The organism is Curtobacterium sp. NPDC089689 (genome assembly GCF_044749145.1).
GTDB lineage: Bacteria > Actinomycetota > Actinomycetes > Actinomycetales > Microbacteriaceae > Curtobacterium.
Genome location: NZ_JBIVHJ010000003.1, coordinates 302,964 through 327,284, shown reverse-complemented (window position 1 = coordinate 327,284; position 24,321 = coordinate 302,964). Strand labels below are relative to the sequence as shown.

The window sequence follows — 24,321 nt, the reverse complement described above, 5'->3', positions numbered from 1 at the left end:
CGTCCGGACCGGGGAACGGTTACGTTGAACGCGTGCGAGTCGATCTGTTGACCAGGGAATACCCACCAGAGGTGTACGGCGGGGCGGGTGTCCACGTCGCCGAGCTCACCGCAGCGCTGCGGTCGGGTACGGACACCGAGGTGCGGGTCCGCGCCTTCGGGGCCTTCCGGGACGAGGCCGACGTCTGGGCCTACCGGACGCCGAACGGCCTCGAGCAGGCCAACGGCGCACTGCAGGCGCTCGGCACCGACGTGGCGATCGCCGCCGACGTCGAGGGCGCCGACGTCGTGCACTCGCACACCTGGTACGCGAACGCCGCGGGCCGGATCGCGCAGTTGACCTACGACATCCCCCACGTCGTCACCGCCCACAGCCTCGAGCCGCTGCGGCCGTGGAAGGCCGAGCAGCTCGGCGGCGGCTACCGGCTGTCGAGCTGGATGGAGCGCGAGGCGTTCGAACGTGCCGACGCGGTCGTCGCGGTGTCGAAGGCCATGCGGGCCGACATCCTCCGGTCGTACCCGTCGATCGACCCCGAGCGGGTGCAGGTCGTCTACAACGGGATCGACATCGACGAGTGGCAGCCGAACGTCGACGAGGACGCGGTGCGCGCACTCGGGATCGACCCCTCGCGTCGCAGCGTCGTGTTCGTCGGACGGATCACGCGCCAGAAGGGCTTGCCCTACCTGCTCCGCGCGGTGGCGTCGCTGCCGTCGGACGTGCAGATCGTGCTCTGCGCCGGGGCGCCGGACACCCCGGAGATCATGGCCGAGGTGACCGGGCTGGTCGACTCCCTGCGTTCGGAACGAGACGGCGTGGTCTGGATCGACCGCATGCTCTCCCACGGTGAGATCGTCAACGTGCTGTCCTCCGGGACGGTGTTCGTCTGCCCGTCGATCTACGAACCCCTCGGCATCGTGAACCTCGAAGCCATGGCGTGCGGCATCCCCGTCGTCGGCACCGGCACCGGAGGCATCCCCGAGGTCGTCGCCGACGGTCTCACCGGACGAATCGTGCCGATCGATCAGGCGCAGGACGGCACCGGCACGCCGACCGACCCCGACCGGTACGTCGCCGACCTCGGGGCGACCCTGAACGAGGTCCTCGAGGACGAGGGGCTCGCGAAGCTCATGGGCCGCGCCGGACGACTCCGTGTCGAGAGCGAGTTCACGTGGGACGCGATCGCCCGCCGGACCCGCGCCGTGTACGACCAGGTCCTCGCGGGTCGCTGACGCACGCCGTCCGTGGCGCGAGCCGACCAGGTTCCGCGCCACGGGCCTCCCGGGCCGCTCCCGGCCGTCCCGACCCCGTAGGCTGGGGGCATGCCCTCGGTCGTGCGCTTGTCAGACGTCTCCGTGGTCCGCAACGGGGCCACCATCCTCGACTCCGTCTCGTGGGAGGTGCAGGACGACGAGCGCTGGGTCGTGCTCGGGGCGAACGGTGCCGGCAAGACCACGCTGCTGCAGGTCGCGGGCGCGCAGACGTTCCCGACCTCGGGCGCCGTGCACGTCCTCGACGTCGAGCTCGGGACGGCCGACCTGGCCGAGCTCCGTCCCCGGATCGGGTTCGCGTCGACCGCCCTCGCGCGACGCATCCCGTTCACCGAGACCGTGCTCGACGTCGTGCTGACGGCGGCCTACTCGGTCACCGGTCGGTGGAACGAGGAGTACGAGGAACTCGACGTCCGGCGTGCGCAGCGCGTGCTCGACGAGTGGGGCCTCGGTGCGTTCACCGAGCGGACCTTCGGCGAGCTGAGCGACGGCGAGCAGAAGCGCGTGCAGATCGCCCGTGCGGTGATGACCGACCCCGAGGTGCTGTTCCTCGACGAGCCGGCGGCGTCGCTCGACCTCGGCGCCCGCGAGAGCCTCGTCCGGACCCTCGGCGGCTACGCGCAGAGTCCCGACGCCCCCGCGATCGTCATCGTGACGCACCACGTCGAGGAGATCCCCGTGGGCTTCACGCACGCGCTCGTCCTCGCCGACGGACGGGTCCAGGCCGCCGGGCCGATCGACGAGGTCCTGACGGACGAGACGCTCTCGCAGGCGTTCGGCGTCGGCCTCGCCGTGACCAAGGACGACGGGCGCTGGACCGCCCGCGCGTCGTAGCGGCTCGCCGAGCCGATCTGGTAACGTAGACGGCTGGCGCACGCCGAAGACTTCCCGCACGGCGTCCTTTCGGACCCGCGCATCCCGACCGCATCCAACCGAGGAATCTCCATGAAGACCGACACCCACCCCGAGTACAACGCCATCGTCTTCCGCGACCTGGCCTCCGGTGAGACGTTCCTGACGCGCTCGACCGCGACCAGCGACAAGACCATCGAGCTCGACGGTGCGACCTACCCGGTCATCGACGTCGAGATCTCGTCCGCGTCGCACCCGTTCTACACGGGCAAGCAGCGCATCCTCGACTCGGCCGGTCGCGTCGAGAAGTTCAACCAGCGCTTCAAGGGCTTTTCCAAGTAAGCAGCCTCGCGTTCCGCAACGGGCGGTCCTCCTTCGGGAGGGCCGCCCGTTCGCCGTTGCGGGGCGGTGGGGCGGGCGGCGTGCGAGGCGTGGCGCCGGCGGTGCGGGCGGCACCGACGGCTGCGCGCGGCGGTGCCGATCGGCGGCGCGCGAGGCGCGGCGGTGCCGATCGGCGGCGCGCGAGGCGCGGCGGTGCCGATCGGCGGCGCACAACCAAAGTCCATCGGAACCACGCCGATCCGCGGTGCGGGTCGACTTTGGTTGTGCGGCGCGGCCGGCGCGTGCGCGCGGCCCGGCCGGCTCGCGCCGCGCGGCCGGCTCGCGTCGCGCGCGGGCCGCGGCACGGGCGGCGCGCGAGGCACGGCGCCGGCGGTGCCGACAGCTGCGCGAGGCGCGGCGCCGGCGGTGCCGACGGCATGCGCGCGGCGGGGCCGATCGGCGGCGCACAACCAAAGTCCATCGGAACCACGCCCTTGCGCGGTGCGGGCTGACTTTGGTTGTGCGGCGGCTGGCGCTCGGCGGCGTGCGGCAGGCGGGGCGCCGCGGCGCGCGCAGCGGCGCGGCGCGTGCAGCGGCGCGCGGGGGAGCGCGTCGCGCTACGAGCCGTTGCGGTGCGGCCAGCGCCCGTCGGCCGTGAACGCCGGGTCGCGCTTCGTGCGCATGTACTCCTGGAAGGACGCGGCCTGGTCGGCGCACCAGCCGACCTGCTTGCGGTGGAGTTCCTCGGCGGAGACCCCGAGGTCGTCCGGGTACTTCGCCGCGATGGCCTGCGCCACCCGTCCGGCGGCGATCGCGTCCGCACCGGCGTCGTGGGCGTCGGACAGCGTCACGCCGTACAGCTCGGATGCTGCCTCGAGCGTGCGCTTGCCCTTGCGGTAGGTGTCGAGGGCCTTGTCGATGACGAGCGGGTCGACGACGTTGCCGATGACGGGGGAGGCGAGGCCGTGACGCCGTGCCTCGCGGTCGAGGACGGTGAGGTCGTACGGGGCGTTGTAGATGACGAGCGGGATGCCGCGGGCGAACACGGCCTCGACCGCGGCGATGACTTCGGCCACGACCTCACCGGCGGGACGGCCCTCGGCCTGGGCACGCTCGGTGGTGTACCCGTGCACGGCTGCAGCGCCCTCGGGGATGGCGATGCCCGGGTCGGCGACCCAGGCGCCCTCGACGATGGAGCGACCGGTCATGTCGATGAGGCCGACGTGGGCGGTGACGATCCGGGCGGTCTCGACGTCGACGCCGGTGGTCTCGAGGTCGAAGACGCCGAGTGCGTGCCACCACGGGCGGCCGGAGAGGTCCTGCACCGCGGGGGTCGGTGCGGCTGCTGTCGCGGAGTACGTCACGCGGCCAGGCTAACGGGACGCACCGACACGGACGGCACCGACACGGACGGCACCGACACGGACGGCCCCGGCACGGACGGCACCGGCACGGACGGCACCGACTCGGACGGCCCCGGCACGGACGGCCCCGACACGGACGGCCCCGACACGGACGGCCCCGACACGGACGGCACGGACGGCACCGACACGGGCCGCACCGAGCTGGCCCGCGCGACGCGCCGACACGGACGACGTGACCCGCCTGGCGGAGCCGCGCCGTGCCTCCAGGCCGCTACGCGGTCGTCGTGGCGGAGGCGGGCGCGACCGCTGCGGGGGCGACCGCCTGTGCCGCGCCCACGTGCAGCCAGTAGAACGACTGCGTCCCGAGCGTCAGCGTGACGGACCCGTGCTCGTCGAACGACGGGAACACGCTGCCCCCGAAGAGGTCGTACAGCGGCCGCCCGGCGTACTCCGGCACCGAGATCGTCACGGACGTCGGGTTCGTGGCGAACGAGAAGACGCAGAGGACGTCCTCCGCCGAGGGTCCGAACTGCTGCCCCGACCCCTCCCACGAGCGCACGAACGCGAGCACGGAGTCGTTCGACGTGTCCTTGACGTCGAGCGTCCCGAGGCCGAACACCGGATGCGCCTTGCGGACGTGGATGACGTTCCGGACCCAGTGCAGGAGCGATCGGGACTGCGCGAGCTGCGCCTCGACGTTGACCTGCTGGTAGTTGTAGACGAGCGACTGGACGACGGGCAGGTACAGCTTGCCCGGGTCCGCCGTGGAGAACCCGGCGTTGCGGTCGGGCGTCCACTGCATCGGGGTGCGCGACGAGTCACGGTCCGGGAGCCAGATGTTGTCGCCCATGCCGATCTCGTCGCCGTAGTACAGGAACGGCGACCCCGGCAGCGAGAACAGCAGCGCGTGGATGAGTTCGAGCTCGGCGCGGGAGTTGTCGAGCAGGGGGGCGAGACGGCGCCGGATGCCGATGTTGGAGCGCATCCGCGGGTCGTAGCCGTACCAGCCGTACATCGCCTGGCGGTACTCCTCGCTGACCATCTCGAGGGTGAGCTCGTCGTGGTTGCGGAGGAACACGCCCCACGCGGCCGACTCGGGGACGTCGAGCGTCTCGGAGAGGATCGCCTTGAGCTCCGAGGCGTGCTGCGCGCGGAGCGAGTAGAAGATGCGCGGCATGACGGGGAAGTCGAACGCCATGTGGCACTCGGGCTCCTCGTCGGTGCCGAAGAACGCGGCGGTCTCGCGCGGCCACTGGTTCGCCTCGGCGAGGAGGACCCGCCCGGGGTACTCGTCGTCGACCATCGCGCGGAGCTTCTTGATGAACTCGTGGGTCTCCGGCTCGCCCTCGCCGTTGCCGTCCTCGGACTCGAAGAGGTACGGGATCGCGTCGAGCCGCAGCCCGTCGACGCCCATGTCGAGCCAGTGCCGCACGACGTCGTACACGGCCTCGACGACCGCGGGGTTCTCGAAGTTCAGGTCGGGCTGGTGCGAGAAGAACCGGTGGAAGAAGAACTGCCGTCGGACCGGGTCGAACGTCCAGTTCGACTCCTCGGTGTCGACGAAGATGATCCGGATGTTCTCGTACTCCTCGTCGGTGTCGCGCCAGACGTAGAAGTCGCCGTACGGGCCGTCCGGGTCCTCGCGGGACTGCTGGAACCACTCGTGCTGGTCGCTCGTGTGGTTGATCACCATGTCGATGACGATGCGCATGTTGCGCTCGTGCGACTTCGTGACGAGCTCGCGGAAGTCGTCGAGGGTGCCGAACTCGGGCAGGATCGCCTTGTAGTCGGCGATGTCGTACCCTCCGTCGCGCATCGGCGACTGGAAGAACGGTGGCAGCCAGATGGCATCGACGCCGAGCCACTGGAGGTAGTCGAGCTTGCCGATCACGCCCTGGATGTCACCGATGCCGTCGCCGTTGGAATCGACGAACGAGCGGATCATGCACTCGTAGAAGACGGAGCGCTTGTACCACTGCGGGTCCAGGGTCAGGCCTGGGAGCTGGATCGGGGCCGTGAACGTCACCCTGGACACGCTAGGCCGCGCGGCTGGCGCTGTCCGCAGGAAGACCGGACGGGAGGCACGGCTCGCCTCCGCGGACGCGTCCCGTCTGCGAGTTCTCCACATCCGGTCGGTGGTGCGGTGGGCGCGCGGGTCGCCTTCCCTAGACTGGCCGGGATGCGCCCGCCCCTGCTCTCCCCGTACCAGTCCCTCATGGCCGCGACCCCGGTCGCGCACCGCGCGGTGCGGATCGACGGGCGGACGACGCACTACTGGGTCTACGGCCCCGAGGACGCCACCCGTACCGTGCTCGCGGTGCACGGGTTCCGGGGCGACCACCACGGCCTCGAGACCGTCGCCGCGCACCTGCGGGGCGTCCGCGTGGTCGTGCCGGACCTGCCGGGGTTCGGCGTGTCGGACCCGCTGCCCTCCTCCGACATCGACTCCTACGTCGCGTGGTTGACCGGGTTCCACGCGGCGCTCGGTATGGACGAGCAGACGGTCGTCCTCGGGCACTCGTTCGGCTCGATCGTCGTCGCCGCCACCGTCGCCGCGGGCTTGCGCACCCGACTGCTCGTGCTCGTCAACCCGATCGCCGCGCCGGCCCTGCAGGGACCGCGGGCGATCGCGACGGGCGTCGCCATCGGCTACTACAAGGCCGGCGCCGTGCTCCCGAAGCCGGTCGGTCTCGCGCTGCTCCGCAACCCCGCGATCGTCCGCGTGATGAGCATCGCCATGCTCAAGTCGCACGACCGCGACCTCCGGCGCTGGGTGCACGACCAGCACGACCGCTACTTCTCGGCGTTCTCCGACCGCACGAGTGTGCTCGAGGCGTTCCGCACCTCGGTGACCCACGACGTCTCCGAGTACGCCGACCGCATCGACGTCCCGGTGCTGATGATCGCGGCCGAACACGACGACATCACGGCCGTCCCCGAGCAGCAGGCGCTGGCCGCGCGGCTGGCGGACGCCGAGCTCGTCGTCGTCCCCGGTGTCGGGCACCTCGTGCACTACGAGACCCCCGGGGCGGCTGCCTCCGCCGTGCTCCGACGGATGGAAGACTCCACGGGTGCGGCGCGCGACGGCGGCCGGCGTCGTCCGCAGCCGCGCCGCGGACGTCGGGGCGGCGGCGCGACCGACGCGACGGCGGTGACGGACGGGGCGGAGCCGACCCGGGCCTCCCGTCCGGACCGACGTGGGGAGCACGCGTCGTGAGTCGCCTCCGCATCGGCATCGACTGCCGGTACGTCCGCCTCGGGCGGCACGACGGCATCTCGCGGTTCACCGCCGGGGTCGTCGCACACCTGCCCGACCGGCACGACTACGTCCTCCTGGTGCACGACGTCCGTCAGCTCGAGTCGCTGCCCGACGGACTGCCACACGAACTCCTGCCGGCCCCGACCGACGCCGGCGAGCCGTTCGTCGCGCGGCGGGTCAACAGGCTCGGCCTCGACGCGGTGTTCTCGCCGATGCAGACCATGGGGTCCCGTGGTCGGGACTACGCCCTCGTGCTCACCCTGCACGACCTGATCTACTACCGGAACCGGACGCCCCCGCGGGAGTTCTCGTGGCCGATCCGACTCGGGTGGCGGGCCTTCCACCTGTCCTGGGCTCCACAGCGGTTCCTGCTGAACGGCGCCGACGGCGTGGTGACCGTCTCCGAGACGACCGCCGGCCTCATCCGTGAGCACCGGTTGACGAAGCGACCCGTGACCGTGGCGTACAACGCGGCAGACCCGGCCGAGCGTCGTCCCGCGGACGGGGAGCGGCGCCGGGACCTCGTGTACATGGGGTCCTTCATGCCGTACAAGAACGTGGAGACGCTGGCGGCCGCGCTGCCGCTCCTCGGCGTCGGATGGCGCCTGCACTGCATGTCGCGGGTCTCGGACGCCGATCGTGCCCGTCTGACCCGGATCGCACCCGGCGGATCGCTCGTGTTCCACGACGGCGCCTCCGACGAGACCTACCTGGACGTGCTGCGCACCGCGACCGCGCTCGTGACGGCGTCGTACGACGAGGGCTTCGGCATCCCGCTCGTCGAGGCGATGGGCGTCGGGACCCCGGTCGCGGTGAGCGACATCCCGATCTTCCGGGAGATCGGCGGCAGCGCGGCGGAGTACTTCGACCCGTCCTCGCCGTCGGCGGTCGCGGCTGCGGTGCGTCGGCTCGAGGACCGGTGGGTCGACGCCTCCGAGCAGTCCGTGGAGCAGGCGGCACGGTTCCGGTGGGCCGACTCCGCCGAGCACGTCGTCGCTGCGGTCGAGCGGGCTGTGGTGGACCGGGCGGTTCGGTAGCGCTGTCCTGCGTGGCTGTCCAACGGTGCACCGACGACCGATCAGGTCGGCGGACGCTCGCTCGTGACCTCCGCACCCGGGAAGACCGCCTGGGTCTCCTGCCGTGCCTTCGCCAGGACCGCGCCGAGCGCCGCCCCACGGCCCGTCGTCTGCACGGTCACGAGCTGGACCGTCGGCTCGTCGGACGGCGTCTCCGGTACCCACCCGCACCGCACGGCCTGGACGCCGCCGATCGCGTCGACACGGCGTGCCAGGTCGAGTCGTCGCCCGCTCACCGCGGCGTCGGCGGAGACGCCGACGCGCATCGTGTCGATTGCGATGACGGCGAACACGCGGACGCCGTTGCCGCCGGTCGTGGCCGCGGCTCCACTGAGCGCCGCGACGAGCCGGTCCTGCGCGGTCTCGTCCAGGCCCTGCTCGGCGGTCGCGACCGAGACGACGTCGTAGCTCGCGAAACCGGTCTTCGTGGTGCGGATGCCCTCGACCGTGGTGACGCCGTCGACGGCACGGGCGGCGGTCTCGAAGCGGGTCAGTGCCGCCTCGGGTTGTGGGAACACGCCACCGACGCCGTTCTGCACGCTGCCGATGATGGTCACGAGCGCAGCCGCGAGGACTCCGGCGGCGAGGACGACACCGCCGGCGACCAGGGCGCTGCGTCGCACACGCTGCGGGGTGGTCCGGGTGGGCACCGAGGCCGTGTCGGGTCCGAACGCGCGGTCGAGGTCGTCGTCGGGCTCGGCGGGCCACCCGGGTCGTTCGGTGCTCATGCGGTCCCCCTCTCAGGACCTCCCGACCGGGTCGGCGGTTCGAGCGCTCGGCTCGGCCCGGAGTGTCCCGGAGCATAGTCCGGCGGCGGGGAGCGGGTCAGCGGGAGGCTCGTGGTGTCGGGCGCCGAGTTCCGTGGGGTGCGACGCCGAGTCACGTGGGGTCGCGCACCGAGTCTCGTGCTGAGTGACGCTTCTCGTGTTCGCGATCGCGAGAAGTGTCGCTGCGCACGAGACTCGGGCTGCCCGCTCGCCCCGGTCCGCTCGCCCCGGTCCGCTCGCCCCGGCCGGCTCGCGCCGGCCCGCGGGCTCGCCCGGCCCGCACGACCGTCAGCTGCGGCGCTCGAGGGGGTTCTGGTACTCGAAGGCGTAGCCGCCCGGACCGTCCGACGCGTCGTCGATCGGGTCGTCGAACCGCACGAGCTCGGCGTGGAAGCGCTCCGGGTCCCACCGGAACGAGTGGATCGAGCCGTTCCGGATCGGCGTGCTGTGCCGGTCGGCGGTCCCCGGTGCGGCGGCGTTCACCACGCTCCGGATGACCGCGCCGTGCGTGGCGACGACGACCGACGCACCGTCGTACCGGATCGCGATCTCACCGAGCTGCTCGGTCACGCGTGCGAGGAGGGCCGACCGCGACTCACGCCCGGGGACGTCGTCGTGCGGCCACCGCGCGCGGATCTCGACGTCCGTCAGCCCTTCGGCCGCACCGTAGGACCGCTCCGCCAACCCGGAGTAGGTGTCTGGCGCGGCGAGACCGAGCCGGGCGGCGATGATCGAGCCGGTCTCTCGCGCGCGGGACAGCGGCGACGCCACGACGGCGTCGAATGCCCGGCGGGCGAGGAGTTCGGCGGCCCCGGCTGCCTGGTCGCGCCCGACGTCGTTGAGCGGGATGTCGGTCGATCCCTGGATGCGGCGCTGCCGGTTCCAGTCGGTCTCGCCGTGGCGGACGAGGGAGAGGTGGGTCGTCACCCGACGATCATCCCAGGCTCTGCGGAACCGGCGCCCGAGGCCACCGTGCTGAGGCGCGAGGCGAGCGCGACGAGGGTCTCGGTGGTGCCGGCGTCGAGCTTCACCGCAGCACGGCGGTCGCTCCGCGTCGTGCCGCGGTTCACGATCACCACCGGGTGCTTCCGCCGGACCGCGTGGTCGACGAGACGCACGCCGGAGTTCACCGTGAGGGACGACCCGACGACGAGCAGCGCGTCCGCGTCGGCGACGATCGACACGGACTCGCGGAACTTCTCGGCGGGGACGAACTCGCCGAAGAACACCACGTCGGGCTTCAGCACCCCACCGCACACCGAGCAGTCGGGCACGACGAAGCGCTCGACGTCGGTGATCTCGACGTCGCCGTCGGGCTGGAGCTGCACGGACCCGGGCTCGTCGATCCACGGGTTCGCCCGGTCGAGCGTGGCCGCGAGGTCCGAGCGCGAGAACACCTGGCCGCACGTCAGGCAGACGGCACGGTCCATCGAGCCGTGGATCTCGACCACCCGCCGCGAACCGGACCGGAGGTGCAGCCCGTCGACGTTCTGGGTGATGACCCCGGTGACGATCCCCGCTCGTTCGAGTCCGGCGAGCGCGCGGTGCCCGTCGTTCGGCGCAGCAGCCGCGAAGGTCCGCCAGCCGAGGTGCGAGCCGGCCCAGTAGCGCTGCCGCTTCGCCGGGTCGGACCGGAACTCCTGGAAGGTCATCGGCTTCCGCACGACGCGGCCCTCGCCCCGGTAGTCGGGGATCCCCGAGTCGGTGCTGAGTCCGGCGCCGGAGAGGACCGCGATGCGCTTGCCGGCGAGCAGCTCGACGGCGCGGTCGAGGTCGGCCGCGGTGCTGTGCTCGTCGCTCGGGGGCATCATCTCCACGGTACCCTCAACAGCCGACCGTCCCACGTCCTTCCCTCCCAGAACGGAACCCCGTGCAGCCCGTCCGCATCGACTCGCTCGACGACCCCCGCCTCGACGACTTCGCACGACTCACCGACGTGGCACTCCGACGTGTGACCGAGCCGGAGGGCGGGCTCTACATCGCCGAGTCCAACACCGTGATCGAGCGTGCGATCCGGGCCGGACACGTCCCGCGGAGCGTGCTCGTGCAGGAGAAGTGGCTCGACGACGTCCTGCCCCTCGTCGCAGGGCACGACGGTCCGGTCTTCGTGGGTCCGGACGCACTGCTCGAGGAACTCACCGGGTTCCGGATGCACCGTGGTGCCATCGCCGCGATGCACCGGCCCGAGCTGCCGACGGTCGCCGAGGTCGTCCGTGGCGCGAAGCTCGTCGTCGTCCTCGAGGACGTCGTCGACCACACGAACGTCGGCGCGGTGTTCCGGAGCGTCGCAGGCCTCGGCGCGGACGCCGTGCTCGTCAGCCCCCGCTGCGCCGACCCGCTGTACCGCCGCAGCGTCCGGGTCAGCATGGGCACCGTGCTGCAGGTGCCGTGGACGCGCATCGGCGAGTGGCCCGCCGCCGGGGAGGAACTCCGCGACCAGGGCTTCCACCTGGCCGCGATGGCGCTCACGGACCGCTCGGTCGACCTCGACCGGTTCGTCGCCGACGTCCCGGAGCGGGTCGCCCTCGTGATGGGCACGGAGGGCCAGGGGCTCACCGACCGGGCGATCGCGGCCGCGGACACGACGGTGCGGATCCCGATGTCGCACGGCGTCGACTCGCTCAACGTGGCCGCGGCGAGCGCCGTCGGCCTGTGGGCCGTCGCGCACGCGCAGCGCGCGCTGACCCGCTGACGAGCGCGGGCGCGTGACCAGCGCGGGCGCGTGACGAGCGCCGCTCGGCTGACTCGGCCTGGAGGCACGACTCGCGTTCTCCACAGCCGGTGCGTCCTCGCAGGGCCGGTCCGCGCCTGGCGGCTAGGCTCCTTGGCTGTGCCACGAGTCGTCCGCCGCCCCCGCTCCACCGTCCGGCGGCCCGTGACGATCAGCGTGGTCGCGGTGCTCGTCCTCGCCGTCGGGTACCTCGTGGCCGCGGCCGTCGTGCCGTTCGCCCCGGCGAGCGCGGCGACGACGACCTACTCGGCGCCGACGTCCACGGTCCCCGACCTCACCTTCCCGGGCTACGGCGCCACCGCCGTCGAGGCGACGGACTTCCCGGAGAGCCTGCGCACGAGCGGCGACCGCGAGCAACGGTCGATCGCGAGCATCACGAAGGTGGTGACCGCGCTCGTCGTGCTCGAGGAGAAGCCCCTGGAGCCGGGTGAGCGCGGACCGACGATCCGCTTCACCAAGCAGATGCAGGGGCTGTACGCGACGTACCTCGCGAAGAACGGCGAGGTCGCGCCGATGCCCGACGGCCTCCGGTTGTCCGAGTACCAGACGTTCCAGGTCATGCTCATGAAGTCGGCGAACAACTACGCGGGGTCGCTCGCGCTGTGGGCGTTCGGGTCGATGGACGCCTACGAGAAGGCTGCGGGCACGTGGCTCGACGAGCACGGCCTCGACGACACGGTGATCCACGAACCGACGGGCCTCGACCCGCGGAACCGTTCGACGGCGACGGACCTGGTCGACCTCGGGCAGCTCGCCCTCGCGAACCCGGTGGTCAAGGAGATCGTCGGCACGAAGCAGGTCACCGTCCCGGGCGCCGGCGAGATCGAGAACTCGAACAAGCTGCTGGGTCTGGACGGGGTAGAGGGCATCAAGACCGGCACCCTCGACGAGGCCGGGGCGTGCCTCCTGTTCGCGGCGACCTACGAGCGGGGTGGCCGACAGGTCACGGTCGTCGGGGCGATGCTCGGCGGCGTCGACCACGACTCGCTGGACGACGACGTGCAACGCCTGCTGCGGTCGGTGGCCGACAACTTCCAGCTCGTGACGCTCACGCACGAGGGGCAGACCTTCGGTACCTACAGCACGCCGTGGCAGGACGGGGCGGACGCGGTCGCGGCGAAGGCGTCCGAGGTGCTGGTGTGGGGGAAGACCACGGTCACGGCGAAGACCCACCTCGACCCGGTGACGGTCGGCGACCGCGGGGAGCGGGTGGGGCGGGTGCGGTTCACGATCTCGGACCACGCCGCGGTGACCGTGCCGCTCGAGCTCGACCGGTCGATCACCGACCCCGGTGTCTGGTGGCGCTGGACGAACCCGTTCCAGGGCACCTGACCTCCGTCGGACGCCGACGCCGGTCACGACCCCGGCCGGTCACGACCCCAGGTCGGTCCGGACGTGGAGCGTCCACGCGGTCTCCCGGGTGCTGTGGAACCCGGCGAAGCCGATCATCTCGACGCCCGACCGCTCCGACGTCGAGAGGTCGAACCGGTACCGGCCGTCCGCGCAGGAGACCGGCGACGGCAGGCCGACCGAACGCGTGGTCGAGCCCGCGCGGATCGTGAGCACGCCCTCGATCCGCGCGTCGCCGAAGCATGCCAGTTCCACCGACCGGACACGGGTGGGCGACGGGAAGGTGGTCGAGACCTGTGGCTTCGCGATGTTCGTCGGCGCGTCACCACCGGCGTCGACGCGGGCGAAGAGCAGCGTGTCCTCGTCCGACGCCCGCTCGCGCACCTCCCACCGGTGCAGTGCCGCCTCGTCGATCGGGGCTGGGCCACTGCACCCGGCGAGGACTCCTGCCAGGAGCACGACGGCGAGGGCGGGGAAGACGGGACGCACCCGATGAGGCTAGCGTCGACTGCGTGACGACGACGTTCCCGCGCAGCTCCCCGTCCGCCCTCGGCATCGACGCACTCGGGGTCTCCGCGTTCCTCGACGCCCTCGGATCGACGCCCGACGTCGAGCCGCACTCGTTCCTGCTGCTCCGGCACGGCCAGGTCGCCGCCGAGGGCACCTGGGACCCGTACCGACCCGAGTCCGTGCACCTGCTGTACTCGTTGAGCAAGAGCTTCACCGCCGCCGGGGTCGGCATCGCCGTCCGCGCGGGCCTGATCGACCTCGACGCGACCGTGCTGTCGTACTTCCCGGAGCTCGACGCCGAGGTCACGGACGAGCGAAGCCGTCGGATCCTGGTGCGGCACGTCCTGGCGATGGCGAGCGGTCACCGCGAGGAGACGCTCGAGCGTGCGCGGGCGATCGACCCGACGAACATCGTGCGGGGCTTCCTGCTGCTGCCGCCCGACGAGGAGCCCGGCTCGGTGTTCGCGTACAACCAGCCGTGCACCTACACGCTCGCGGAGATCGTCCGCCGCGTCTCGGGTGGCTCGCTCGTGGACTGGTTGCGGCCGCGGCTCCTGGACCCCCTCGGCATCACCGACTTCGCCTGGAAGCGGGACGAGCAGGGCAACGAGCTCGGTTTCAGCGGCTGCTACGCACCGGTCGAGGCCGTCGCGAAGCTCGGTCAGCTGTACCTCCAGCGCGGCGTGTGGGACGGGCAGCGCCTCCTCGCCGAGGACTGGGTCGACGCCGCCACGCGCGTCCAGGTCGAGAACCCGCAGGAGGAGAACCCCGACTGGAGCCAGGGGTACGGGTTCCAGTTCTGGATGGCTCGGCACGGGTTCCGCGGCGACGGCGCCTACGGACAGTTCTGCGTCGTCCTGCCGGAGCAGGACGTCGTGCTCGCGCTGACCGGGCAGAGCCTCGACATGCAGGCGGTCCTCGACGCGGCATGGCAGCACCTGCTGCCCGCCGTCGACGGTGCGTCGGTGGACGTGGGCGCGGACACCGGCCTGGAGGCACGGATCGCCTCGCTCGCTCTGCCACCGGTCGCGGGTGGGCGGCTCCCGGACGCCGCTGCCCACGGTCCGCTGCACCGCGACGGTGCCGCGTGGCGCCTCGAGCTCGACGTCGAGGGCGGCCACCTGTCCGTCCCGGTCGGCGAGGGCGCGTGGGCGGTCGAGGGGCCGCTCGCCGGCAGCGCCGCACTGGTCGACGACGGCGCAGCGGTGCTCGTCGCCGTGCGGTTCGTCGAGACCCCGCACGCGGCGCACGTCCGCGTCGCGACCGACTCGGGCGACGCGACGTTCGACTGGGTGACGCAGCCGCTGCACGACGGTCCGACGACGCTCCGGCGGCCCGCAGCCTGACGCGCGGTCGACCGACCGACCGACCGAGGCTACGGCGTGTCGGAGCGGTGCTCCACGACGTCCTGGAGCTCGGGCCGCTTCGGGGAGACGCCGTCGCCCGAGGACGTGTGCTTGATGCGCCGGACCACCCAGGGGACGAGGTACTCCTTCGCCCACCCGAGGTCCTCGACGCGGGCTTCGCGCCAGGGTCGGGACTGGAGCGGCTCCGGGGCGAACGGCGCGAGCCCGTGGTCGACGCCGAGCGTGTCGAGGACGGCGGCGGCGACGGTGGCGTGACCGGTCGGGGAGTGGTGCAACCGGTCCGGTGCCCACATCCTCGGGTCGCGGAGCACCCGGATCGCCCACATGTCGGCGACGAGTGCGCCGTGCTTCAGGGCGATCGCGTGCAGGTTCTCGTTGTAGATCGCCGTCTTGCCTCGGACCATGCCGAGCACCGGCGTCATCCCGACGTCCGGCCCGGTGAAGAGCACCACCGTCGCGCCGTCACTGCGGAGCCGCTCGACCATGCCGTCGACCTTCGCCGCGAGGTCGTCCGGGTCCGTGCCGGGGCGGATGATGTCGTTGCCGCCGGCCGACACCGTGACGAGGTCGGGTCGGAGCGCGAGCGCCGGCTCGACCTGCTCGTCGATGATCTGCTGGAGCAGGCGACCGCGGATCGCGAGGTTGGCGTAGGCGAAGTCACCGGCACCGGTCGCGTCCGCCTGGTGCGCGAGGACCTCGGCCACCCGGTCCGCCCAGCCCCGGTTGCCTCCGGGCACGGTGGGGTCCGGGTCACCGATCCCCTCGGTGAACGAGTCACCGATCGCGACGTACCTGGACCAGGGATGACGTTCTGACACGCATCGGACCCTAGTCTCGTGGCATGAGCACGGCCAACCCGATCCCCGCGGACCTCCTCGAGCGCATCGCCGCCCGGGCCCCTGGGTACGACGCCGCGAACGCCTTCTGCGCCGAGGACCTCGACGAGCTGCGCGCGGCCGGGTACCTGCGGCTCGGCGTCCCCGTCGAGCAGGGCGGCCAGGACCTCGGGTTGCGCGCCACGGCAGCGGTCCAGCGGACCCTCGCGACGGCTGCGCCGGCGACGGCGCTCGGGCTGGGCATGCACCAGGTGTGGGTGCAGGCGGCCCGCAGCGTGCGCGCACGGGGCGGGTCGTTCCTCCAGGTCGTCACCGACCACGCGGCGGACGACCACCTGCTCGCGTTCGGGGTGAGCGAGCCGGGCAACGACGCCGTGCTCTTCGACTCGCTGACGGCGGCGGAGCCGGACGGCGACGGCGGCTACCGGTTCACGGGGACGAAGGTCTCCACCTCGCTCGCGCCGGCGTGGGACGTCCTGAGCGTCTTCGGGAAGGACACCTCCGGCGCGGAGCCGGTGCTCGTGCACGGCTTCACGGTCCGTGCGGACGGCGGTGTGACGCACCGGGACGACTGGGACACGCTCGGCATGCGGGCGACGCAGAGCCGCACGACCCTCTTCGACGGCGTGCACGTGCCGGCGGAGCGGATCGTGCGGGTCCTGCCGGTCGGACCGAACCAGGACCCCCTGGTCTTCGGGGTGTTCGCCGCCTTCGAACTGCTCGTGGCGTCGGTGTACGTGGGGATCGCCGAGCGCGCGGTCGAGCTGGCGGTCGCGGCCGTCCGCGGCCGGACCGCCCTCGACGGCACGCCCAGGTCGAGCGACCCGGACGTCCGCCGCGCCCTGGCCGATGCGCAGGGAGCGGTCGACGCGGTCGCCCTGCAGGTCGACGCGCTCGCTCGTGACGTCGACGAACTGGTCGACCACGGACCCCGGTGGTTCCCGCTGCTCGTCGGGACGAAGGCGCGCACGGCGGACACGGCGCAGCACGTCGTGGACGAGGCGATGCGCGTGGTCGGTGGTTCCGCCTACCGTGCGGGGAGCGAGCTCGCACGACTCGCGCGCGACGTCCGCGCCGGGCAGTACCACCCGTCGTCGCGCGACTCGGCGGCCCGGACGATCGCGGCGGTGCTGCTCGGTCCGGCGCGCTGAGGGGTCCGCTGCGGCGGTGCGTCCTGATGGGACGTCGATGTCGGTGGCGGGTGGCATCATCGCCCTGTGAGCAAGCAGGACGGACGCAACCGGCTCGTCTCCGACGTACCCGTCGACGACGTCACCGCCACCGTGCTGCACGTCGACATGGACGCCTTCTTCGCGTCCGTCGAGCTGCTCGACCGGCCCGACCTCGTCGGCCTCCCGGTCATCGTCGGGCACGACTCGGACCGCTCCGTCGTGACCGCCGCCACGTACGAGGCCCGTCGCTACGGCGTGAACTCCGCGATGCCGATGGCCGTCGCCAAGCGCCGGTGCCCGAACGCCGTGATCGTCGAGCCGCACTTCGAGAAGTACCGCGAGCAGTCCGCCGCCGTGATGAGCGTGTTCGACCGCTTCACCCCGCGCGTCGAGCGACTCGGCATCGACGAGGCGTTCCTCGACGTCGCCGGGGCGCTCCGGCTCTACGGCACGCCCTGGCAGATCGGCGCGGCCATCCGCCGTGCGGTGTTCGAGCAGACCGGGCTGCACTGCTCGGTGGGCGCCGCGTCGACCAAGTTCGTGGCGAAGCTCGCATCGAGCCGCGCCAAGCCGGACGGCCTGCTCGTCGTTCCCGCTGCCGAGACCGTCGCGTTCCTCCACCCGCAGCCGGTGTCCGCGCTCTGGGGCGTGGGCGGCAAGACGCAGGAGACCCTCGAACGTCGGGGCATCCGGACCGTGGGCGACCTCGCGACGACCCCGCTGCCGTCGCTCGTCGCCGCGCTCGGGCCCGCCGGCGGTCAGCGCCTCCACGACCTCTCCTGGGGGCGTGACCCGCGGACGGTCGAGTCCGGCGTCGGTGAGAAGTCGATCGGGCACGAGGTCACGTTCGGCCGCGACCTCACGGAGCGCGACGACGTCGCCCGCGAGCTCCTCCGACTGGCCGACAAGGTGGCCGTGCGACTCCGCCGCGCCGACGTCCAGGCGCGGACGGTCGCGCTCAAGGTCCGCTACACCGACTTCACCACGCTCACTCGGTCCCGCACCCTGGCCGAACCGACCGACGTCGCGAAACGCATCCACCGCGAAGCCGTCGAGCTGTACGACGTCCTGCACCGACCGGGCAACCGGATCCGGCTCATCGGCGTCCGTGGTGAGAACCTCGTGCCGGCGGCCGCGAGCAACGCCCTCTGGGACGACGACGCGCCGTGGCGAGAGACCGAGACGACCGTCGACGCGGTCGCCGCACGGTTCGGAGCGGGCGTGCTGCGACCGGCTTCGCTGGTGCGGAACGCGCCCGAGCAGCGCGCCCCGCACGCTCGGCAGGACCCTGCGTGACGGTAGAATCACCTGCAGTGAGCGCAGCGGAGTACGACAACCAGCAGCAGCCCGCCACGCTGTGGGGCGACGCGTCGGCAACGCCGGACGCGCACGTCGTGAGCGACCTCGGCGCCGCATCGGCCACCCCGCCCGAGGGTGCTCCGGCCCGCCCGCACGACGAGGCAGCCGCGCAGGCGGAAGCCGCCGGCAACGCCGCAGCCGAACACCTCTCGCCCGCGTTCCCGGACCGCGCCGCCTGGGGCACGGCGTCCAAGCTCCGTGCCTGGCAGGTCGAGGCGCTCACGAAGTACTTCGAGACCGAGCCGCGCGACTTCCTCGCCGCGGCGACCCCCGGCGCCGGCAAGACGACGTTCGCGCTCCGGCTCGCCACCGAGCTGCTCGCCCGCGGGACGGTCGACCGGATCGTCGTGGTCGCCCCCACCGAGCACCTCAAGCGGCAGTGGGCGGACTCCGCCGACCGCGTCGGCATCCGCATCGACCCGATGTTCAAGAACGGCGACGGGATGTTCGGCCGTCACTACCAGGGCGTGGCGATCACCTACGCCCAGGTCGGCATGAACCCCGAGGTCCACCAGCGCATCACCGCCGGCGGCAAGACGCTCGTGATCCTCGACGAGGTCCACCACGGCGGGGACGCCCTCACCTGGGGCGACGGCATCCGGGAGGCCTTCACCAAGGCCACGCGTCGACTCTCGCTCTCTGGCACGCCGTTCCGGTCGGACACCGCACCGATCCCGTTCGTGCAGTACGCCCCCGACGAGCAGGGCATCCGGACGTCGATCTCCGACTACAACTACGGCTACGGCCGGGCGCTCAAGGACGGCGTCGTCCGCCCCGTCCTCTTCATGGCGTACGCCGGACAGATGCGCTGGAAGACCCGCATGGGCGACGAGATGTCGGCGTCGCTCGGCGAGCAGGTGACCAAGGACATCACCGCGCAGGCGTGGCGGACCGCGCTCTCACCCGAGGGCGAGTGGATGCCCGCGGTGCTCACCGCCGCCGACAAGCGCCTGACCGAGGTCCGGCGCGGTGTCCCGGACGCGGGAGGTCTGGTGATCGCGACCGACACCACCACGGCGCGGGCGTACGCGCGGATGCTCACGCAGATCACGGGGGAGCGGCCGACCGTCGTGCTCTCCGACGAGGCCGCGGCGTCCGAACGCATCGGCGCGTTCGCCGAGGGCGATTCACGCTGGATGGTCGCCGTCCGCATGGTCTCCGAGGGCGTGGACGTGCCCCGGCTCTGCGTCGGCGTGTACGCCACGAGTGCGAGCACGCCGCTCTTCTTCGCGCAGGTGATCGGCCGTTTCGTGCGCGCCCGACGCCGTGGCGAGACCGCCTCGGTGTTCCTGCCCAGCGTCCCCGGGCTGATGGCCCTCGCGGCGTCCCTCGAACTCGAACGCGACCACGCCCTCGACCGCCCGAAGGACGCCGACGACGGGATGTACAACCCCGAGGACGCGATGGTCGCGGAGGCCAACCGCGAGGACCGCGCCTCGGAGAGCCTGCTCGAGGTGCAGCCGTTCGAAGCCCTCGACTCGCAGGCCTCCTTCGACCGGGTGCTCTACGACGGTGGCGAGTTCGGCTCCGGGGGCGAGGTCGGTTCCCTCGAGGAGCTCGACTTCATCGGCATCCCCGGGCTGCTCGAACCGGACCAGGTGCGCGACCTCCTCCGGGCGCGGCAGGCGTCGCAGGCGAAGCGGTCCAAGAGCCGCACCGTCAAGGACGGATCGCCGAAGCCGAAGCCGGACGAGAACCGCCCGATGTACCTGACCCTCAAGGAGCAGCGCACCGAGCTCGCACGACTCGTGTCGATCTGGTCGCGCCACTCCAACGAGCCGCACGGCGCGATCCACGCCGAACTGCGGCGGATCAGCGGCGGCCCGGCCGTGGCGCAGGCGAGCGTCGAGCAGATCCAGAAGCGCATCGACGTGTTGCGCTCCCGGATCGGCGGACGACGGTGAACGACCGGTGATCGAGCCCGTCGACGACCGGACGTGGCTCGTCAAGCGTGACGCGGAGTCCTCGCCCGAGGCCATCATCGACCGCTTCGGTGGGGGCTACCGGCTGCGTCGCTTCTCGCTCACGGAGTCCCGGCGGACGCAGCACGGAGTCTTCACGGGGCCCGAACTCGCCGAGACCGCATGGTGGCGGCTCCGCGACCGTCGCCGCGACCACCGTCACGACTGAGCGGGGCAACGAGCTGTACGGCGCGAAGATCCGTCGGGTCCGCCGCTCGGCACCTGGCCTCAGCGGACCATCCGGACCGACCGCTCGATCGGTCCGAACGACGACGTCGCGCCGTCCGCGGTGAACCCGTTGCGCCGGTAGAACGCCTGCGCCCGCGGGTTGTCCTCGGCCACCCAGAGCGAGGCCGGCCGGTCGCCGAGCACCGCGTCGAGCAGCTCCTGCCCGACACCGGTGCCGTGCGCCCGGGCGAGGACGTACAGCATGGTGAGTTCCTCCGGGCGCACCGGGTCGCGATCGTCAGAGGTCGGCGTCTCCTGCGCGGCCCCGAAGCCCACGAGGTCGTCCCCGTCGAACCCCACCACGGTCGACAACGTGCCCTCCGTCAGGTTCGCCCGCCACATCCCGACACGGCGGTCCACCGAGAACCAGGGGCTCGAGTCCGGGTCGTCGACGAAGCGCCCGTACGTCTCCCGCCACGAGGTCGCGTGCACGAACGCGATCCGTTCGGCGTCCTCGAGCGCGGCGGGCCGGACGGTGATCGAGGAGGTCATGCCTCGACCGTACCGATCCGCCGAGCGACGACCCCGCGGACCGACGGCGCGGCTTGGTGACGCCACCAGGGAAACTCCGGTAGACCGGACTCATGGCAGATTCGATCCCGCACGTCCTGGTCCTCGGTGGCGGCTCCGCCGGCTACACGACCGTCAAGCAGCTGCAGAAGCACGCCGCGACGGTCCCGATGCGCATCACGCTCGTCGACCAGAACACCTACTACACGTACCTGCCGTTCCTGCCGGAGGTCGCCGGCGGCCACATCGCGCCGAAGGACGTCACCTTCGAGCTCCGTCGTGCGCTCAAGCGGACGCGCGTCATCCAGGGCAAGGTCACCGGGATCTCGTCGAAGGACAAGACCGTGTCGATCTCGACGGCCGGCGGCGACGACCGCACCCTCGGCTACGACCAGCTCGTCGTCGCGCTCGGCTCGGTGACGCGGACGTTCCCGACCCCGGGTCTCGAGGAGTACGGCGTCGGCTTCAAGACCGTGGAGGAGGCGGCGTACGTCCGTGCGAAGCTCCTCGACAACATCGCGAAGGCCGCTGCAACCCGTGACGAGGACGAGCGTCGCCGCCTGCTCACGAGCATCTTCGTCGGCGGAGGCTACACCGGTGTCGAGGCCATCGGCGAGCTGTTCGACGTGTCGCAGGCCGCGATCAAGACCTACCCGTCGCTGGCCGGCGAGCACCCCCGCTGGGTGCTCATCGACGCCCTCGACCGCGTGGCGCCCGAGGTCGGCCCCGAGCTGTCGAAGTGGACCCTCGAGTCGCTCCGTGCCCGCGGCATCGACGTCCGGCTGAAGACCACGATGCCGAGCGCCGAGGGCGGCGTCATCAAGCTCTCGGATGGCGACGAGTTCGCCGCCGGTCTGCTCGTGTGGACGGCTGGCGTCAAGCCGAACCCGCTCCTCGACGCCACCGACCTGCCGCGCGGACCGAAGGGGCACCTCGCCGCCAACGCGAAGCTCCAGGTCGAGGCCGAGGACACCCACGAGGTCGTCCCTGGTGTCTGGGGCCTCGGCGACGTCGCACAGGTCCCCGACCTGACGGCCGAGAAGCAGCCGGCGTACTACCCGCCGAACGCGCAGAACGCCGTCCGTCAGGCCGTCGTCGCTGCCGACAACGTCGTCGCGACGATCACCGGCAAGCCCCTCGAGGAGTACCGACACCCGTCGATCGGCACCGTGGCGTCGTACGGCGTCGGCAAGGGCGCGGCGAACATCAAGGGCGTCAAGATGACGAACCTGCTCGCCTGGCTCGCGCACCGGTCGTACCACGTGTACGCGATGCCGACGCTGAACCGGAAGGCACGCATCGTGATCGGCTGGATCACGGGCGCGGTCTCCGGTCGCGACGCGACCTCCCTCATCAAGGAGACGGACCCGCGTCGCAACTTCGTCGAGGCGTCGAAGAGCTAGGAGACGGAACGCGGCATCGAGCCGCAACGTCGTCGAGGCGTCGAAGAGCTAGAGCGCGACCACCTGACGGACGGGAGGCGCGGTGCCGGCTGGCACCGCGCCTCCCGTCCGTCTGTGGGCGCGCATGCCGTCACCACCCGGGCTGCGTCTGGACACGGGGCGCGGAACTGGGACGGCTCGGACGTCCCGGCGGTGAGCGTGGATGCTCCGAGCGAGAGGAGCGCCCATGCGCGCCATGACGTACCGCGGGCCCTACCGGATCCGCGTCGAGGAGAAGCCGGACCCGCGCATCGAGCACGAGAACGACGCCGTGGTCCGCGTCGAGCGTGCCGCGATCTGCGGTTCCGACCTGCACCTGTACCACGGGATGATGCCCGACACCCGCGTCGGTCACACGTTCGGGCACGAGTTCATCGGCGTCGTGGAGCAGGTCGGCCCGTCGGTCGAGCACCTCGACGTGGGAGACCGCGTGATGGTGCCGTTCCACATCTCGTGCGGGTCGTGCTGGTTCTGCGCACGCGGCCTGTTCACGAACTGCCACAACGTGAACCCGAACGCGACCGCAGTGGGTGGCATCTTCGGCTACTCGCACACCACGGGCGGCTACGACGGCGGCCAGGCGGAGCGGGTGCGGGTGCCGTTCGCGGACGTCGGACCCGAGGTCATCCCGCCGTGGCTCGACGACGAGGACGCCCTCATGATGACCGACGCCCTCGGGACGGGCTACTTCGGTGCGCAGCTGGCGTCGATCCGCGAGGGCGACACGGTCGTGGTGCTCGGAGCCGGCCCGGTCGGGCTGTTCGCGGCACGGTCGGCGTGGCTGATGGGCGCGGGGCGGGTGATCGTCGTCGACCAGTTCGAGTACCGGCTCGAGAAGGCGCGGACGTTCGCGTACGCCGAGACGATCAACTTCGCCGAGGTCGACGACGTCGTGCTGGAGATGAAGAAGCAGACCGACTTCCTGGGCGCCGACAGCGTGATCGACGCCGTCGGTGCCGAGGCGGACGGCAACCTCACCCAGCAGGTCACGAGCGCGAAGCTCAAGCTGCAGGGTGGGTCGCCGACGGCGCTGAACTGGGCCATCGACGGCGTCCGGAAGGGCGGCACGGTGTCGGCGATGGGCGCTTATGGGCCGATCCCGAGCGCGGTGAAGTTCGGGGACGCGATGAACAAGGGGGTCACGATCCACATGAACCAGGCACCGGTGAAGCGCCAGTGGCCGCGGCTGCTCGAGCACGTCCAGGCCGGTCACCTCACGCCGAGCGACGTCATCACGCACCGGATCCCGCTCGAGCACATCGCGGACGGCTACCACCTCTTCTCGAACAAGCTCGACGACTGCATCAAGACGGTGGTGATCCCGTGAGCGCCTCGTCGGACCACACGCCCTACGTCGCCGACCCGCCCCGTCGCGTCCCGACCGCCGACGAACTGCGGGCGCGGATCCCGGGGTGGGGGAGCGACCTCGACCTCGCAGACCGTCCGTCGGTGCCGAAGCTCTCGCGGTCGGCGGGGGCGGCGACCGGTGCGCACTGGGAACTGCCTCCGCGACAGCCCGGTGCGGACGCCCGCGAGCGGTCGGTCGAGCACGCGCACGTGACGCCGGTGTTCGGGACGGCGCAGCCGCTGCAGGGGCTCGCCGGGCTCGTGAAGCGGTACGCCTACCGTCGGTTCAGCGAGGGCCGGCTGGCGCACTGGATGCTGCTCGTCGTCGGGGACCGGATCGACGTGGTGACGCACCGGGTGACGGATGCGCTGCGGGGTCGTCCGGACCGCGTGGTGCACGAGACGGGGGTGCGCGCCGAGCTGGTCGGGCACCCGGTGTCGTCCCGCCTCGGCTCGTCGCGGCGGGACTGGCGGCACGGCCTGCTCGACCCGCTCGTCGCGAACTGGGGGTGGCTCGCCGCCGTCGGCGGCGTGGTCCTGGTGGTGCGTCGGATCGCACGCGCGCGTCGCGCTCGGTGATCGCCCGCCGGACGGGAGGCAC

The 24,321-nt window shown here is 72.1% G+C and carries 23 protein-coding genes; 15 read left to right on the top strand and 8 right to left on the bottom strand.

All coding sequences use genetic code 11. The features are described 5' to 3' along the window. Window positions 1–32 precede the first annotated feature (32 nt). The 3 genes from glgA (at window position 33) to ACIPYW_RS13185 (ending at window position 2,462) form a co-directional block, all read left to right on the top strand. Entirely contained in the window at window positions 33–1,229 is a 1,197-nt protein-coding gene (glgA, locus tag ACIPYW_RS13195) for a glycogen synthase (RefSeq protein WP_400414243.1), read from the top strand. A 90-nt stretch (window positions 1,230–1,319) separates the two neighbouring features. Next, a complete protein-coding gene (locus ACIPYW_RS13190; protein WP_290131685.1) occupies window positions 1,320–2,102 on the top strand; it encodes an ABC transporter ATP-binding protein in 783 nt (260 codons plus the stop codon). 111 nt (window positions 2,103–2,213) lie between these two features. Then, window positions 2,214–2,462 carry a type B 50S ribosomal protein L31 gene (locus ACIPYW_RS13185; protein WP_022905175.1) on the top strand — a complete coding sequence of 83 codons (249 nt, stop codon included), beginning with the start codon at window positions 2,214–2,216 and terminating at the stop codon, window positions 2,460–2,462. A gap of 596 nt (window positions 2,463–3,058) precedes the next feature. On the opposite strand, the gene ACIPYW_RS13180 is transcribed toward ACIPYW_RS13185, so the two are convergent. Both ACIPYW_RS13180 and treS read right to left on the bottom strand, forming a co-directional pair. After that, on the bottom strand, window positions 3,059–3,766 hold the full coding sequence (locus ACIPYW_RS13180; RefSeq protein WP_290134239.1) for an exonuclease domain-containing protein: 708 nt from the start codon (window positions 3,764–3,766) through the stop codon (window positions 3,059–3,061). Between the two features lie 310 nt (window positions 3,767–4,076). After that, window positions 4,077–5,831 carry a maltose alpha-D-glucosyltransferase gene (gene treS / locus ACIPYW_RS13175; RefSeq protein WP_400414240.1) on the bottom strand — a complete coding sequence of 585 codons (1,755 nt, stop codon included), beginning with the start codon at window positions 5,829–5,831 and terminating at the stop codon, window positions 4,077–4,079. A gap of 153 nt (window positions 5,832–5,984) precedes the next feature. Between treS and ACIPYW_RS13170 the strand changes: the two genes are divergently transcribed. Both ACIPYW_RS13170 and ACIPYW_RS13165 read left to right on the top strand, forming a co-directional pair. Continuing rightward, entirely contained in the window at window positions 5,985–7,022 is a 1,038-nt protein-coding gene (locus ACIPYW_RS13170) for an alpha/beta fold hydrolase (RefSeq protein WP_400414238.1), read from the top strand. Then, window positions 7,019–8,101: a glycosyltransferase family 4 protein gene (locus ACIPYW_RS13165; RefSeq protein ID WP_400414236.1), complete on the top strand. Its 1,083-nt coding sequence runs from the start codon at window positions 7,019–7,021 to the stop codon at window positions 8,099–8,101. Before ACIPYW_RS13170 ends, ACIPYW_RS13165 begins: the two co-directional genes overlap by 4 nt. Before the next feature lie 41 nt (window positions 8,102–8,142). On the opposite strand, the gene ACIPYW_RS13160 is transcribed toward ACIPYW_RS13165, so the two are convergent. The 3 genes from ACIPYW_RS13160 to ACIPYW_RS13150 form a co-directional block, all read right to left on the bottom strand. Continuing rightward, window positions 8,143–8,868, bottom strand: coding sequence for a hypothetical protein (locus ACIPYW_RS13160; RefSeq protein WP_400414234.1), 726 nt, complete (start codon window positions 8,866–8,868; stop codon window positions 8,143–8,145). A 327-nt stretch (window positions 8,869–9,195) separates the two neighbouring features. Next, window positions 9,196–9,834, bottom strand: coding sequence for a histidine phosphatase family protein (locus tag ACIPYW_RS13155; protein ID WP_290131690.1), 639 nt, complete (start codon window positions 9,832–9,834; stop codon window positions 9,196–9,198). Further along, window positions 9,831–10,715, bottom strand: a complete 885-nt coding sequence (locus ACIPYW_RS13150) for a Sir2 family NAD-dependent protein deacetylase (protein WP_400414231.1) — start codon at window positions 10,713–10,715, stop codon at window positions 9,831–9,833. The genes ACIPYW_RS13155 and ACIPYW_RS13150 overlap by 4 nt, the downstream gene beginning before the upstream one ends. A 62-nt stretch (window positions 10,716–10,777) precedes the next feature. Between ACIPYW_RS13150 and ACIPYW_RS13145 the strand changes: the two genes are divergently transcribed. After that, complete coding sequence (locus ACIPYW_RS13145) at window positions 10,778–11,599, top strand: TrmH family RNA methyltransferase (RefSeq protein ID WP_400414228.1); 822 nt, start codon at window positions 10,778–10,780, stop codon at window positions 11,597–11,599. Between the two features lie 183 nt (window positions 11,600–11,782). After that, complete coding sequence (locus tag ACIPYW_RS13140; protein WP_400414225.1) at window positions 11,783–12,970, top strand: D-alanyl-D-alanine carboxypeptidase family protein; 1,188 nt, start codon at window positions 11,783–11,785, stop codon at window positions 12,968–12,970. A gap of 39 nt (window positions 12,971–13,009) precedes the next feature. Here the strand turns inward: ACIPYW_RS13140 and ACIPYW_RS13135 are convergent, their stop codons facing one another. Continuing rightward, window positions 13,010–13,477, bottom strand: a complete 468-nt coding sequence (locus tag ACIPYW_RS13135; RefSeq protein WP_400414223.1) for a hypothetical protein — start codon at window positions 13,475–13,477, stop codon at window positions 13,010–13,012. 23 nt (window positions 13,478–13,500) lie between these two features. Here ACIPYW_RS13135 and ACIPYW_RS13130 point away from each other — a divergent pair, with 23 nt between their 5' ends. Continuing rightward, window positions 13,501–14,844, top strand: a complete 1,344-nt coding sequence (locus ACIPYW_RS13130; protein WP_400414221.1) for a serine hydrolase domain-containing protein — start codon at window positions 13,501–13,503, stop codon at window positions 14,842–14,844. A gap of 29 nt (window positions 14,845–14,873) precedes the next feature. Here the strand turns inward: ACIPYW_RS13130 and ACIPYW_RS13125 are convergent, their stop codons facing one another. Next, complete coding sequence (locus ACIPYW_RS13125; RefSeq protein WP_400414218.1) at window positions 14,874–15,683, bottom strand: SGNH/GDSL hydrolase family protein; 810 nt, start codon at window positions 15,681–15,683, stop codon at window positions 14,874–14,876. A 23-nt stretch (window positions 15,684–15,706) separates the two neighbouring features. On the opposite strand from ACIPYW_RS13125, the gene ACIPYW_RS13120 reads away from it, so the two are divergent. From ACIPYW_RS13120 to ACIPYW_RS13105, 4 genes are all read left to right on the top strand, one after another. Next, window positions 15,707–16,852: an acyl-CoA dehydrogenase family protein gene (locus tag ACIPYW_RS13120; RefSeq protein ID WP_400414215.1), complete on the top strand. Its 1,146-nt coding sequence runs from the start codon at window positions 15,707–15,709 to the stop codon at window positions 16,850–16,852. Window positions 16,853–16,918: 66 nt separating this feature from the next. Then, entirely contained in the window at window positions 16,919–18,169 is a 1,251-nt protein-coding gene (gene dinB, locus ACIPYW_RS13115; RefSeq protein WP_400414213.1) for a DNA polymerase IV, read from the top strand. A gap of 98 nt (window positions 18,170–18,267) precedes the next feature. Next, window positions 18,268–20,136 (top strand): DEAD/DEAH box helicase, encoded by a 1,869-nt coding sequence (locus ACIPYW_RS13110; RefSeq protein WP_400414806.1) that lies wholly within the window; start codon window positions 18,268–18,270, stop codon window positions 20,134–20,136. A 7-nt stretch (window positions 20,137–20,143) separates the two neighbouring features. Beyond that, the gene (locus ACIPYW_RS13105; protein WP_400414210.1) at window positions 20,144–20,362 is read left to right on the top strand and encodes a hypothetical protein; all 219 of its coding nucleotides are present in this window, start codon (window positions 20,144–20,146) and stop codon (window positions 20,360–20,362) included. Between the two features lie 59 nt (window positions 20,363–20,421). On the opposite strand, the gene ACIPYW_RS13100 is transcribed toward ACIPYW_RS13105, so the two are convergent. Beyond that, window positions 20,422–20,913, bottom strand: coding sequence for a GNAT family N-acetyltransferase (locus tag ACIPYW_RS13100; RefSeq protein WP_400414208.1), 492 nt, complete (start codon window positions 20,911–20,913; stop codon window positions 20,422–20,424). Between the two features lie 92 nt (window positions 20,914–21,005). On the opposite strand from ACIPYW_RS13100, the gene ACIPYW_RS13095 reads away from it, so the two are divergent. From ACIPYW_RS13095 to ACIPYW_RS13085, 3 genes are all read left to right on the top strand, one after another. Continuing rightward, window positions 21,006–22,334, top strand: coding sequence for an NAD(P)/FAD-dependent oxidoreductase (locus ACIPYW_RS13095; protein ID WP_400414205.1), 1,329 nt, complete (start codon window positions 21,006–21,008; stop codon window positions 22,332–22,334). Between the two features lie 226 nt (window positions 22,335–22,560). Beyond that, window positions 22,561–23,700, top strand: a complete 1,140-nt coding sequence (locus ACIPYW_RS13090) for a zinc-dependent alcohol dehydrogenase (RefSeq protein WP_400414203.1) — start codon at window positions 22,561–22,563, stop codon at window positions 23,698–23,700. Beyond that, window positions 23,697–24,299, top strand: coding sequence for a hypothetical protein (locus ACIPYW_RS13085; RefSeq protein ID WP_400414201.1), 603 nt, complete (start codon window positions 23,697–23,699; stop codon window positions 24,297–24,299). Before ACIPYW_RS13090 ends, ACIPYW_RS13085 begins: the two co-directional genes overlap by 4 nt. Window positions 24,300–24,321: the final 22 nt, after the last annotated feature.

Coding starts and splice junctions, on each gene's coding strand:
- ACIPYW_RS13190 (WP_290131685.1), top strand. CDS start 1,320: ATGCCCTCGGTCGTGCGCTTGTCAGACGTCTCCGTGGTCCGCAACGGG.
- ACIPYW_RS13185 (WP_022905175.1), top strand. CDS start 2,214: ATGAAGACCGACACCCACCCCGAGTACAACGCCATCGTCTTCCGCGAC.
- ACIPYW_RS13170 (WP_400414238.1), top strand. CDS start 5,985: ATGCGCCCGCCCCTGCTCTCCCCGTACCAGTCCCTCATGGCCGCGACC.
- ACIPYW_RS13160 (WP_400414234.1), bottom strand. CDS start 8,868: ATGAGCACCGAACGACCCGGGTGGCCCGCCGAGCCCGACGACGACCTC.
- ACIPYW_RS13150 (WP_400414231.1), bottom strand. CDS start 10,715: ATGCCCCCGAGCGACGAGCACAGCACCGCGGCCGACCTCGACCGCGCC.
- ACIPYW_RS13120 (WP_400414215.1), top strand. CDS start 15,707: ATGAGCACGGCCAACCCGATCCCCGCGGACCTCCTCGAGCGCATCGCC.
- ACIPYW_RS13100 (WP_400414208.1), bottom strand. CDS start 20,913: ATGACCTCCTCGATCACCGTCCGGCCCGCCGCGCTCGAGGACGCCGAA.
- ACIPYW_RS13095 (WP_400414205.1), top strand. CDS start 21,006: ATGGCAGATTCGATCCCGCACGTCCTGGTCCTCGGTGGCGGCTCCGCC.
- ACIPYW_RS13090 (WP_400414203.1), top strand. CDS start 22,561: ATGCGCGCCATGACGTACCGCGGGCCCTACCGGATCCGCGTCGAGGAG.